Annotated in this window: 14 protein-coding genes; 12 read left to right on the top strand and 2 right to left on the bottom strand. The window is 61.4% G+C overall.

The genetic code is table 11. From position 1 onward, the window contains the following. Positions 1 to 60 precede the first annotated feature (60 nt). A complete protein-coding gene (locus FQ668_RS17205; protein ID WP_019439085.1) occupies positions 61 to 1002 on the bottom strand; it encodes a LysR family transcriptional regulator in 942 nt (313 codons plus the stop codon). A 142-nt stretch (positions 1003 to 1144) separates the two neighbouring features. On the opposite strand from FQ668_RS17205, the gene FQ668_RS17200 reads away from it, so the two are divergent. The 3 genes from FQ668_RS17200 (at position 1145) to FQ668_RS17190 (ending at position 4599) form a co-directional block, all read left to right on the top strand. Beyond that, entirely contained in the window at positions 1145 to 2287 is a 1143-nt protein-coding gene (locus tag FQ668_RS17200) for an iron-containing alcohol dehydrogenase (RefSeq protein WP_014591404.1), read from the top strand. Between the two features lie 44 nt (positions 2288 to 2331). Next, complete coding sequence (locus FQ668_RS17195) at positions 2332 to 3675, top strand: MFS transporter (protein WP_014591403.1); 1344 nt, start codon at positions 2332 to 2334, stop codon at positions 3673 to 3675. 138 nt (positions 3676 to 3813) lie between these two features. Continuing rightward, on the top strand, positions 3814 to 4599 hold the full coding sequence (locus FQ668_RS17190; protein WP_014591402.1) for a 2-keto-4-pentenoate hydratase: 786 nt from the start codon (positions 3814 to 3816) through the stop codon (positions 4597 to 4599). Here FQ668_RS17190 and FQ668_RS17185 read toward each other — a convergent pair. Further along, positions 4589 to 5407: a helix-turn-helix domain-containing protein gene (locus FQ668_RS17185; protein ID WP_019439086.1), complete on the bottom strand. Its 819-nt coding sequence runs from the start codon at positions 5405 to 5407 to the stop codon at positions 4589 to 4591. The genes FQ668_RS17190 and FQ668_RS17185 overlap by 11 nt on opposite strands. Before the next feature lie 106 nt (positions 5408 to 5513). Between FQ668_RS17185 and FQ668_RS17180 the strand changes: the two genes are divergently transcribed. The 9 genes from FQ668_RS17180 to FQ668_RS17140 all read left to right on the top strand — a co-directional run bounded on the left by FQ668_RS17180 (position 5514) and on the right by FQ668_RS17140 (position 11961). Beyond that, positions 5514 to 5828: a hypothetical protein gene (locus tag FQ668_RS17180; RefSeq protein ID WP_014591401.1), complete on the top strand. Its 315-nt coding sequence runs from the start codon at positions 5514 to 5516 to the stop codon at positions 5826 to 5828. Then, on the top strand, positions 5825 to 6250 hold the full coding sequence (locus FQ668_RS17175) for an MAPEG family protein (RefSeq protein ID WP_019439087.1): 426 nt from the start codon (positions 5825 to 5827) through the stop codon (positions 6248 to 6250). The genes FQ668_RS17180 and FQ668_RS17175 overlap by 4 nt, the downstream gene beginning before the upstream one ends. A gap of 71 nt (positions 6251 to 6321) precedes the next feature. Next, positions 6322 to 6555, top strand: a complete 234-nt coding sequence (locus tag FQ668_RS17170) for a hypothetical protein (RefSeq protein ID WP_014591399.1) — start codon at positions 6322 to 6324, stop codon at positions 6553 to 6555. A gap of 217 nt (positions 6556 to 6772) precedes the next feature. Beyond that, complete coding sequence (pstS, locus tag FQ668_RS17165) at positions 6773 to 7804, top strand: phosphate ABC transporter substrate-binding protein PstS (RefSeq protein WP_003254123.1); 1032 nt, start codon at positions 6773 to 6775, stop codon at positions 7802 to 7804. Positions 7805 to 7874: 70 nt separating this feature from the next. Next, the gene (pstC, locus tag FQ668_RS17160; protein ID WP_004574212.1) at positions 7875 to 8843 is read left to right on the top strand and encodes a phosphate ABC transporter permease subunit PstC; all 969 of its coding nucleotides are present in this window, start codon (positions 7875 to 7877) and stop codon (positions 8841 to 8843) included. Further along, positions 8840 to 9733, top strand: coding sequence for a phosphate ABC transporter permease PstA (gene pstA, locus FQ668_RS17155; protein ID WP_014591397.1), 894 nt, complete (start codon positions 8840 to 8842; stop codon positions 9731 to 9733). Before pstC ends, pstA begins: the two co-directional genes overlap by 4 nt. A 74-nt stretch (positions 9734 to 9807) precedes the next feature. Further along, the gene (pstB, locus tag FQ668_RS17150; RefSeq protein ID WP_017148287.1) at positions 9808 to 10569 is read left to right on the top strand and encodes a phosphate ABC transporter ATP-binding protein PstB; all 762 of its coding nucleotides are present in this window, start codon (positions 9808 to 9810) and stop codon (positions 10567 to 10569) included. A 94-nt stretch (positions 10570 to 10663) separates the two neighbouring features. Continuing rightward, positions 10664 to 11362, top strand: coding sequence for a hypothetical protein (locus FQ668_RS17145; protein WP_019439088.1), 699 nt, complete (start codon positions 10664 to 10666; stop codon positions 11360 to 11362). Beyond that, positions 11362 to 11961, top strand: coding sequence for a hypothetical protein (locus tag FQ668_RS17140; RefSeq protein WP_019439089.1), 600 nt, complete (start codon positions 11362 to 11364; stop codon positions 11959 to 11961). Before FQ668_RS17145 ends, FQ668_RS17140 begins: the two co-directional genes overlap by 1 nt. The last annotated feature ends 197 nt before the right edge of the window (positions 11962 to 12158 follow it).

The raw sequence follows: 12158 nt of genomic DNA, 5'->3' as shown, positions 1-12158 counted from the left end.
CTGTCTTGAACCTCAGCCTCTCAGCCCAGATTTCCCAGTGGCTTCTGCCATGAAACCGCATTAACTGTCGCAGCGCTGTCGGCCCTGCAACAGCAGCAGTTCGGTGAGCGTGTCCATGGCCGGTGTTGCCTGGCTGCCTTTACGGGTAACCAACTCGTAGGGGTCGCTGACCGAGCCCATGCTCAAGGGCAGTATGCTGACCTGTTGATTCATTGCACATTGCTGGGCCACGTCGATCGACACCAGCGCAACGAAGTCAGGACGGTTTTGCAACAGCGACAAGGTCGCCAGGATCGAAGTGGTTTCAACCAGGTGCAGCGGGAAGCGCAGCCCGGCATCGTGAAATTCGCGCTCCAGTTGCACGCGCATGGGCATGTTGGCCCGGTAGACGATCCAGCGGCTCTCGGCCAGGTCGGCAAGGCTCAGGCTTGGCGCATGCTTGAGCGGGTGGTCGAGGTTGGCGATGACCGCCAGTGTCTCATCCTGGACAAAGGTGCTGGCGAACAGCTGCGGCGTATTGCTGACACTGGTGCGGCACAGGGCTATGTCCAGGCGGCCGCTCTCGATCTGGGTCAGCAGCGACTGGCTGGTGTCTTCGATGATTTCGAACGACATCTGCGGCTGGATGCTGGCCAGCTGTGACACCGCCTTCATCAGCAACGGCACCGCCCCCATGATCGCCCCCACAGCCAGCCGGCCGCCGACCCCACGCAGGATTGCATCCAGATCGTGCCGCAGGTTGGCGATATCGGTCTGCAACAGGCGTGCGTAGCGGATGGCGCAGTGCCCGGCGGCCGTGGGCTCCAGGCCTCGGTTGGTGCGGTTGAACAGCACAGTGCCGAAGGTGGTTTCGATTTCCTGCAAGGCCTTGCTGGCACCAGGCTGGGTAAGCCCGACGCTGCTTGCTGCACCGAGCAGCGAGCGGTGCTCGTCCAACTCGATCAACAAGCGCAGATGGCGGGCGTGCAGGCGGGACATGATCGAATTGAGCGATGGGGTCATCTGGTATTCGTCCTGGTTATACCGATATGGATTGTTCTCAATACCATGGCTAGCCGCGCATTCCTATACTGGCGCTGCACAGTGTCGCATCCAGTGCGGCTGAAACGCCCAGAATAATAAAGCCAGGAGCCTGCCAAGCCTTATGTCCCTGATCAACTACATCACCCAGATCCAATTCGATATCGGTGCCATTGCATGCCTGCCTGCCGAATGTGAGCGCATTGGTATAACCAGGCCTTTGATCGTGACCGACCGTGGCGTGCGTGCCGCCGGTATCGTCGATACGGCGTTGAACACCTTCGCCAGCGACACGGCACAACTGCCGATCTACGACGGTACGCCACCCAACCCCAACGAGCATGCCGTGCGTGAGGCTGTGGCCATGTTCAAGGCATATGGCTGTGATGGCATCATCGCCATTGGCGGTGGCTCGGCGATCGACCTGGCCAAGGGGGTGGCCGTGTGCGCCCGGCACGACGGCCCGTTGAAGTGCTTTGCGGTGATCGAGGGCGGCCTGGCCCGAATCACCTCGGCAACCGCGCCGGTGATTGCGGTGCCGACCACGGCCGGCACGGGGAGCGAGGTCGGGCGCGGTGCCATCCTGATACTCGATGACGGGCGCAAGGTGGGGGTGATCTCGCCCCATGTGGTGCCCAAGGCCGCCATCTGTGACCCGGCACTGACGCTCGGGCTGCCGGCACAACTCACGGCTGCCACCGGCATGGACGCGATTGCCCACTGCCTGGAAACCTTCATGGCACCGGCGTTCAACCCGCCTGCCGACGGCATTGCCCTGGACGGCCTGTGGCGGGCCTGGCGCTTCATCGAACGAGCCACCCGCGCGCCGGGCAACCTGGACGGGCGCATCAACATGATGAGCGCATCGCTGCAAGGGGCGCTGGCCTTCCAGAAAGGCCTGGGCTGCGTGCACAGCCTTAGCCATGCGTTAGGCGGGATCAACCCACGCCTGCACCACGGCACCCTCAATGCGATCTTCCTGCCTGCCGTCATCCGCTTCAACCGCACGGCCGAAACGGTGGTGAGTGAACACAAGATGCAACGCATCGCTCAGGCGATGGGGCTGGCCGATGACAGCCAGATCGAAGATGCCATTCGCGACATGACCCGTAGTCTGGGCCTGCCGACCGGCCTTGGCGAACTGGATGTCAGCCCGGACCTGTTCCCGCGCATCGTCCAGGGCGCGTTGGCCGATCACAGCCACCGCACCAACCCACGTGAGGCCTCTGCCGAGGATTACCAGTGGCTGCTTGAAGCGTCCATGTAAGCCGTTACCTGCTGTTCAACCAATAACAACAAAAGTGAACGCCCATGAATACCAAATATGCGCAACCCGGGCTTGCCCGCGAACCTGAAGCGGTCGCCAGCTCGAACCCGTTCAGAAAGTACCAGGTCATCACCGTCAGCCTGTTGCTGGTGATCGGCATCATCAACTACGTCGACCGCAGTGCGCTGTCGATTGCCAATACGTCCATCCAGCGCGACATGGGCATCACGCCGTCACAGATGGGCATTCTGCTGTCGGCGTTTTCCCTGGCGTATGCCTTTTCGCAACTGCCCTTGGGCATGATCATCGACCGCCTGGGCAGCAAGATTTCGCTGGGGGCGGCCCTGCTGGGCTGGTCGGTGGCACAGACGGCTTCTGGCCTGATCAACAGTTTTTCTGCATTCATCGGGCTCAGGGTGGTGCTGGGAATTGGCGAGGCGCCGATGTTCCCGTCGGCGGCCAAGGCGCTGGCGGAGTGGTTCGAGGCCGAGAAGCGGGGTACGCCGACCGGCATCGTGCTGTCATCGACCTGCATCGGGCCGTGTCTGGCGCCGCCGTTGCTGACGCTGCTGATGATCACCTGGGGTTGGCGCGGCATGTTCATCGTCACCGGTGTATTTGGCATTCTGGTTGCCGCCTGCTGGTTCGCCTTCTACAAAAGCAAGGCGCAGTACCTGGCCGAACTGCCTGCCGAGGAGCGTGAGCTGCTGCTGGCGGCCCAGGCGCATAAACAGGCGGTGGCAAGCGCCAGGCCCAGTGTGCAGGCACAACTGGCGGCGTGGGCCGAGCTGTTCCGCCACAAGAGCACCTGGGGCGCAGTACTGGGCTTCATGGGGGTGATCTACATGCTATGGCTGCACCTGACCTGGCTGCCGGGCTACTTCGAGCGCGAGCATGGCTTGAGCCTGTACCAGACAGCCTGGGTGGTTTCGCTGGCCTATGTGTTCGGCGCGTTGGGCACCATTGTCGCGGGCCGCATCTGCGACCGCCTGGTGAAGCACGGTGCCAGTGTGCTGGGTAGCCGTAAGCGGGTTGTAGTGACTGCGTTGCTCGCGGCGGCCGCATTCACCGTTCCCCTGTCGTTCGGTAGCGGCTTCCTGCTCAGCGTGGCGCTGCTGTGTTGTGCGCTGTTCAGCGTGAACATGGCCAGCTCTACCGCATGGATGATCGCCAACACCGTGGTCGATAGCCAGCGCGTGGCCTCGTTTGGCTCGATCCAGAACTTCGGCGGCTACCTGGCAGGCTCTGTGGCGCCCATCGTGACCGGGTTCAGCATTCAGCAGACCGGGTCCTTCGCTTCGGCATTCCTGATCAGTGCCGCCGTGGCCGCGGTTGCTGCGATGGCTTATGTGTTGTTGTTGAAGCAGCCGGTTTCCACTGATCGCTGAGCATGCACCTGCAGGCGGATTTCATCAGGCAGTTCAATAACAATTTGTGATGATTAGCATCATGACAATATATTTATCATTATCAATTTCAGGCCATAGCATCTGTTGCCCGCCATCGCCTATCTCAATGAGGTCTTGATGAACCGTTCGCTCTTCGTACACCAACGCACTGCAGCCTTGCTACTGCAACACTGGCGCAGCGGTGACCTGCTGACGGAACTGCCCGCCAGCCTCAAGCCCGAGACGTTGAAACAAGGCTATGACAGCCAGGACCAGTTGTTTGCTGCTGCCGCAGGCCAGCGCGCCGGGTGGAAGCTGGGCGTCGGCAGCCCAGCTGGCATGCGTGCAGGCAAGTTGTCGCGGCCCTTGATTGGCCAACTGGAAGCGGGGCGTTGCCATGCCGATGGCGCACATATCAAGCTGCCAGCGGTTACGCCGGTGACCATCGAATGCGAAATTGCCTTCGTGCTGGACCGGGATATTCCTCCGCAAGCCGGGCGCGTACCGGTGAGTGAGGATATTCGCGCCACGTGCGTCACCTTTGAAGTGGTGCGTTCGCGCTTTGTCGACCGCAAGGCTGTCGGCTGGCCAAGTTTTGTGGCTGACAACGTGGGGTTTGAAGCATTGGTGGTCGGCAATAGCCTGGGCGCTGGTATAAATGTGCCGTTGCTCGCTGACCTGGCCGAAACCACCGAGGTGCATGTGGATGGTCAACGGCGCGCCGGTGGCTTGTCTGGCGATGCGGCCACCGACCCGCTGGTGTCGCTGGCTCACCTGTACGCGCACGCTGCCGAGCGTGGCCAGACCCTGAAGGCCGGGGATGTCGTGACCACCGGGGCCATGTGCCAGCCGTTCGACCTGCATGAAACAGGCCACGAGGTCAGCGCCAGGTTCCTTGGCCAGACCCTGACGTTTACGCTGTAACGGCCGACCATTGCTCGAACGCTGCCTGCATTCTTTGCCGGGTCTGAGGGTCGGCGGGGATCAGGTGTTCGATGCGCAGTGACTGCACGGTGACATCCTGCGGCATGCCAAAGGTGGTGAACGTGGACAGGAACCGTAGCTCACCATATGGGGTGTTCACGCGGGTCAGCAGCAGAGGGGTGGCTGTCGTCATCTGGCACGGGCTTGCCGGGGCCGGCAAGTCGCGCAAGCGCGCTGCCAGTGCCGGATTGCCTGCGGCCTCCCGGGATGCACGTTGCCAGGCTGCAGCGCGGATTTCCGGCGCGTTGGCCAGGTGATCACCCAGGCCACCGGGGCACAGCAGTGTCTGTAGCAGGTTGAGGCCGGTTGCCGGCTGTGCGCTGACACCGGCCATCGCCAACAGCAGCCCGGTACTGGCGTTGGCGGCGATGACGTTCCAGTGGCTATCGATGACGATCGCCGGAGCGGGGTTGTTCACCTGCAGAATATGCTCGATGGCAGTATTCACCAAGGCCAGTTCAGGCGCATCGAGCGGCGTGGCGGCGTAGCGGGGCGCGTATCCTGCAGCAACGAACACTTCGTTGCACCGCTCCAGCGGCGCATCCAGGGCTGAGAGCAGGGCATGCAAGGTGCCTGGGCTGGCCTTTGCGCGTCCTGTTTCCACACAGCTCAGATGACGCTGCGACAGCCCCGTCAGCAGCGCCAGTTCCAGCTGGCTGAGGTTGGCCTGACGGCGCAGTTCGCGAAGATGCTGGCCCGCTGAGATGTGCGGGGCAGGGGTGCTGCGATGGAACAGATGCTGATTCATGCGTTGCCCTGATCGTCCTTGAGTGCAATGTCCATGACCTCACGGGTCATTGAGTGCAAGCAACCCTATCACTACTGTGCCGGCAAACCCTATCAAGGAGAGCTATATGGGCTTGCGTATCTGCGCGCTGGCAATACTGGTGCTGTTTTCGCTGTATACCGGCTGGACCATGCTGATTGCCGAGCAATCGCTGCTGGCATTCGGGCTGGCACTGCTGGCGCAGGCGGACACGGCCCAGGTGGTCATCGACCTGTACCTGATGGCCGGGCTGGCCGGTTGCTGGATGGTGAGAGACAACCGCATGCGCGGCAGAGCCGGGATCGCGGTGCTGCCTTACCTGCTGCTGACCGTCGTGTTCGTTTCGCTTGGGCCGTTGCTGTACCTGGTGACCAGAGGCGTTGCCGAGGGGCGCCAGCCATGAGCAGTGCCTTGCAGGTTTATGCGCTGTGTGTGGTGCTGCTGTTCCTCAAGATGTTCCTGGTTTCCTGCTATCAGGGCTATCACCGCTTGCGCTTCGTCGCGTTCACCAACCCGGAGGACGCTGCCGTGTTCAGGCGCATCGCCCAGGCCGCAGAACGCCCGCAGGTGATACGTGCTGCCAAGGTTTGGGCCAACGACCTGGAGAACATTCCCATGTTCTTTGCCCTCGGCGGGCTGGCTGTTGCGCTGGAAGCCGCCACGCTACCGGTGCTGTGGCTGAGTGTGGTGTTCACGGTTGCAAGGGTCCTGCACACGCTGGCCTACCTGCGGGGTTTGCAGCCCTGGAGAACGTTGTTCTATGGCATCGGGGTCATTTGCCTGCTGGGATTCTGCTCACTCATCACCGCGAGAATAGGCGGCTGAACCAAAATATTGCATGAGTCATCTTGATGCTTTCACATAGCAGTACTAATACTTAAGCACTGCCGAAGGGGATGATCATGCAGACACGCTTCGTTGTGGTTCCCGCAGTGCCACTCAAGAAAGAGGCTTATCCTCGGCGGCTTGGCTTTCCTGCCGCACTGGGGGAGGGTTACGACCTCTACGACACCCAGGACAAGATGCGTCTGAGCCTGAACTTTTCCACCCGTGCCCAGGCTGAGTTCGAATGTGCATGCCGCAACCGCTGTGCGGATGCCGGTGATACAGGTCTCGCCGGTATCGGTTGATCGCCTGCAGTGGCCAGGTTCCTGTTCCCGGTGCCGCATTGCATGGTCTATCGACACATTCAAGCGTTAGCGTCGAGGCTGGAGCCGTTCCAGGGTTCCGGCTCGGCGCCTGATGGCACAGTCAATAAGCTCTACCGCGCGGCCTGCCATTCAATAGTCACAAAGTTGTAACACAGCTGATGCAAAGTGTGCCGGCCATCACATGGAGCACATTTTGATGAAACGCCTGATGAAGTCTGCTGCACTCGCCGTTGCCGTTTCCCTTTGCGCCACCTCGGCAGCCTTTGCTGCAGAAAACGTTCGGTTGACCGGTTCGGGCGCCAGCTTCCCTGCACCGATCTACCTGACCTGGTTCAAGGACTTCAGCAAGAACACGGCTGGGGTCACCGTCGATTACCAGTCCAAGGGTAGCGGCGCGGGCGTTCAGGACTTCCTGAACAAGACCGTCGACTTCGCCGCCAGCGACTCGGCCATGAGCGAAGCAGACATTGCCAAGGTTGGCGAAGGCGTGCAGTTGCTGCCAATGACCGCCGGTGAAATCGTTCTGGCTTACAACCTGCCGGGCAACCCTAAAGGGCTGAAGCTGCCGCGCGACGTCTACTCCAATATCTTCCTCGGCAAGATCACCCAGTGGAACGACCCGCAAATCGCGGCGGCCAACCCAGACCTGAAGCTGCCTGCCACCCCGATCACCGTGGTTGTGCGTGCCGACTCCAGCGGCACCACTGCCGTCTTCACCAAGCACCTGTCGGCCATCAACGCTGACTTCAAGCAAGGGCTGGGTGAAGGCAATACCGTCAACTGGCCGGCCACCGACAAGTTCATCAAGTCGCCGAAGAACGACGGCGTAACCGCCACCGTCCGCCAGACCCCGGGCGCCATCGGCTACATCGAGTACGGCTTCGCCAAGCTGGCCAAGGTCGACTTCGCCATGTTGCAGAACAAGGCCGGCCAATACGTCGTGCCGAATGCCGAGAGCGGTGCCGAAGCACTGGCTGCGGTGAACATGCCGGAAAACCTGGTGGCCTGGCTGCCTGACCCGGACGGTGCCAAGTCCTACCCGATCACTTCCTATACCTGGATGATTTTCCGCAAGGACAACGGCAACCCGGAAAAAGCCAAGGCCATGCGTGAAATGGTCGAGTACAGCCTGACCAAAGGCCAGACCATCGCCGACTCGATGGGTTACATCCCGCTACCGCCGTCGGTAGTAGACCAGGTGCGTAAAGCGTCCGCCAACATCCAGTAATACCCAGGCGCTCCCGGTATCGGCATGAAGCCGTGCCGGGGGTGTTTGTCCCTTGTCCCGGAACTCGCCAATGAACACACCTTTTGCCATACCGGATAACCCCGACTCCGCGTGCCAGCCACCGTCTGCGAAAGACTTTCTGGTCGATCGCACCTTCCGTGCGCTTGCGCGCATTGGCGTGGTGCTGGTACTGGCGCTGGTCTTCGCGCTGGTCTACGAAGTGGGCCGCAAGGCACTGCCCGGCATTGAAAAGCACGGTTTTGACGTGTTGTTCGGCAGCGTCTGGGACGTTAACCAAGGCAAGTACGGTATTCTGCCAGCGATCTGGGGTACGCTGTACAGCGCCTTGATCGCCCTGTTGATCGCCGGTTTCTTCGGCGTCAGCATGGCCATTTTCCTGACCCAGGATTTCCTTCCGGCCAAGCTTGCCGCGGTGTTTCGCACCATCGTCGAGTTGCTCGCCGCCATCCCCAGCGTGGTGTACGGCCTGTGGGGCATCTATGTGGTCATCCCGGCGATTCGCCCGTTGACCGCCTGGCTGAACAGCGAGCTGGGCTGGATCCCGTTTTTCGGCACCTCCCTGAGTGGCCCAGGCCTGCTGCCTGCGGCGCTGGTGCTGGCGATCATGATCCTGCCGACCATCGCTGCGGTTTCCCAGGATGCGCTGACCAGCGTACCGATGAAAACCAAGCAGGCTGCCTACGGCATGGGTACCACCCACTGGGAAGCCATCCTCAAGGTGATGGTGCCCTCGGCGGCTACCGGCATCTTCGGTTCGCTGGTGCTGGGCCTGGGCCGTGCACTCGGTGAAACCATGGCGCTGGCCATGCTGGTCGGCAACGCCAACACCATTTCCCTGTCCTTGTTCGCACCGGCCAACACCCTGGCGGCGCTGCTGGCGCTGAACTTCCCGGAAGCCGGCCCGAACGAGGTCGAAGTGCTGATGTACGCGGCACTGGTACTGATGTTCATCACCCTGCTGGTGAACGTTCTCGGCTCGATGATCATGCTCTACGCCCAGCGTGGTAACAAACAATGACTGACCTGACGACCCCTGTAGCCGCGTTGCCCAGCCTGCAGCGCAAGCTGGAAGGCCGTGCCCTGCGCAGCCTGATCCTGACCACGCTGGCCTGGTTCGCGGCACTGGTGGCCAGCGTGCCGCTGATTTCCGTGCTGTACATGCTGATCACCCGCGGTGGCGCACGGCTCAACCTGGAAGTGTTCACCGAACTGCCACCTACCGGTTTCGAAATGGGCGGCGGCTTCGGCAACGCCATGGCCGGTACCTTCGTGATGGTCGGCATTGCCGCCGCCATCGCCGTTCCGGTCGGTATTTTGGCAGCGGTGTTCCTGGCCGAGCTCGGCCCCGACAGCAAGCTGGCCAACGCTGCGCGCTTTGCCGCCAAGATGCTCACTGGCCTGCCATCGATCCTGGCCGGGGTGTTCGCCTACGCCCTGGTGGTGATGACCACCGGTACCTACTCGGCACCGGCAGGCGGCGTGGCCCTGGCGGTGCTGATGCTGCCGATCGTGGTGCTGACCGCCGAAGAGTCGATGAAGATGGTGCCCAAGATCATGAAGGACGCTGCCTACGGCATGGGTTGCACCCGCGCCCAGGTCATCTGGAAGATCGTGCTGCCTACCGGCCTGCCGGCCATCCTCACCGGCGTCATGCTGGCCGTGGCCCGCGCCGCTGGCGAAACCGCGCCACTGCTGTTCACCGCGTTGTTCAGCAACTACTGGATCTACCATGACGGCAGCCTGGAGGTCATGAACCCTACGGCCTCGCTCGCCGTCCTTATCTACAACTTCTCCGGCATGCCGTTCGACAACCAGCTTGAGCTCGCCTGGGCGGCCTCGCTGGTGCTGGTAATGATCGTGCTGGTAATCAACATTCTGAGCCGAGTCTTCGGCAAGCCCAAGTATTGAGAAAGGGAGCATCCAACTTGAACGTATCCACTGCGCAAAGAGCCGCTCCCCTGGTCAGCGAAGCCCCCATCGTCATGGACTGCAAGCTCGACAAGATTTTCTACGGTAACTTCATGGCCGTGCGTGACAGCCATGTGCCGATCAGGAAAAACGAGATCACCGGTTTCATCGGCCCGTCGGGCTGCGGCAAGAGTACCGTGCTGCGTAGCTTGAACCGTATGAATGACTTGGTGAAGGGCTTCCGCTTCGAAGGCCATGTGCACTTTCTTGGGCAGGATGTCTACGGCAAGGGCGTCGACCCTGTTGTAGTGCGCCGCTATATCGGCATGGTGTTCCAGCAGCCCAACCCGTTCTCGATGAGCATCTTCGACAATGTGGCCTTCGGCCTGCGCCTGAACCGCTACAAAGGCGACTTGGGCGATCGCGTGAAGCACGCCTTGCAAGGCGCCGCGCTGTGGGACGAAGTGAAGGACAAGCTCAAGGTCAGCGGGCTGTCGCTGTCCGGTGGCCAGCAGCAGCGCCTGTGCATCGCCCGTGCGATCGCCACCGAGCCGGAAGTGCTTTTGCTGGACGAGCCCTGCTCGGCACTCGACCCGATTGCCACCCGCCGCGTGGAAGAGCTGATGGTCGAGCTGAAAAAGGACTACACCATCGCCCTGGTGACCCATAACATGCAGCAGGCGATTCGTGTGGCCGACACCACCGCGTTCTTCTCGGTGGATATTTCCCAGGGCACGCGCACCGGCTACCTGGTCGAGATGGGCCCAACCGCGCAGATTTTCCAGAACCCGCGCGAGCAGCTGACCAGCGACTACATCAGCGGCAAGTTCAGCTGAGCCCTGCAAGCCCAAGGTGGGCGGGTGTTGCAGCCAGGAAGGTTGCAACACCCGGCCGCGTTACCTTCCGTTAAAGTGTTACCCGGGATTACCAATGCGAGCGACGCGTCGTCTTGATCTGTCAGCGGTAGAGCGCGCACTGCGCGAGGTGCAGGGCCGTTTTGCCGAACTCAGCCAGCATTTCACCGAGCCGCGGGACCCGTTTACCGACGAGGTGCTGCTGAATGTGGTTGAAGGCTATGCGCTGATTGACGACTATGTCGCTCGCGGTATCGACCTGTTCGACCTGCAACAGCTGAACCTGATGCTGGAAATCAATGCCACCGTGCTATGCGGTAGCGATCCGGCCCGTCGCCTGGAATTCGCCCCGCACCTTGCGGCAACCGAAGCGCACTTTTTCAACAACGTGGAAGGTGGCATCAAGGATTTGTACAACTGGTACTGCGCGTACCGCAGCGATTCCATCTGGAAGCGGGCAGCAGGTGTGTATGTACGGATTCTCAGCAAGCCGCAGCTGTTCATCGAAGGCAACAATCGCACGGGTTCGCTTATTGTCAGCTATCTGCTGATGCGTGCCGGTCTGCCGCCATTCGTGCTGTCGCTGGACAACGCCGAGGGTTACTTCAACCCGTCCTCGGTCATACGCAACTCCGCCAAACACGGTGTCAAGGCTTTGTACGAACTCCCCAAGATCAAGAAAAAGTACGCCGCGTTCCTGGAAGCGAAGGCGCCTGAGCCCGGCAAGTTCTTCTTGAATGGCACGCCTGTGCCTGCCTACGAGGGGAGCCGCTGATGCAAGGTTCATCCCTGTTCGCACGAGGGCGGCAAGCTATCGAGCGCAAGCTCAAGCGTGGCCAGGTACGCATTTCGTTCGATATCGACGACACGTTGGCCTGCCTGCCCGAACACGCCGCCGCCGAGGACAGCAAGCTGCCGGGGTTCGTCCATCGCTGGCTGGGTGAGCCCCTGCGCAGCGGCAGCCGCGAACTGATCCGCGACCTGCGCCGCCAGGGCTGCAGCATCTGGATCTACACCTCCTCGGGGCGTACCCCGGCTTACATCCGCCGCTGGCTGATGCTTTACGGCATTCATGTCGATGGCGTGGTCAACAGCGATCGGCACCAGCACATCCTGGCCCAGCGAGGGCTGGAAAACTCACCCTCCAAGCTGCCTTCGGCTTTTGATATCGATCTGCACGTAGATGATTCCGAAGGTGTGCGCCTGGAAGGTGTCGACCACGGTTTCCGCGTGGTGGTGGTGTGCCCGAAGGATGAGCACTGGGCGCAGAAGGTGAAGGACGCGGTGGTGGATGTGCAGGCACGGCTGGCCTGGCAGCAACCGCACCGTTATGAAATGCCCGCTTGCCAGCGTTCGCAGGCACTGGCTTCCTGAAGCCAGGAGATTCCGCTCAGACAATGTAATTGGGGCTGCTTTGCAGCCCTTCGCGGGCTCGCCCGCTCCCACAGGGGTCGTGGATCCTGAAATTGGACTGCCCCCAAGAAGTTGGACACCAATCCAACCCTTGGGGGATCTATGGGTAAGTACACCGAGCAATTCAAGCTCACAGCGATCACAGCCTACCTGGACGG

The organism is Pseudomonas sp. Kh14 (genome assembly GCF_900291005.1).
Classification (GTDB): Bacteria; Pseudomonadota; Gammaproteobacteria; order Pseudomonadales; family Pseudomonadaceae; genus Aquipseudomonas; species Aquipseudomonas alloputida.
This window is presented reverse-complemented; position numbering and strand designations above follow the sequence as displayed.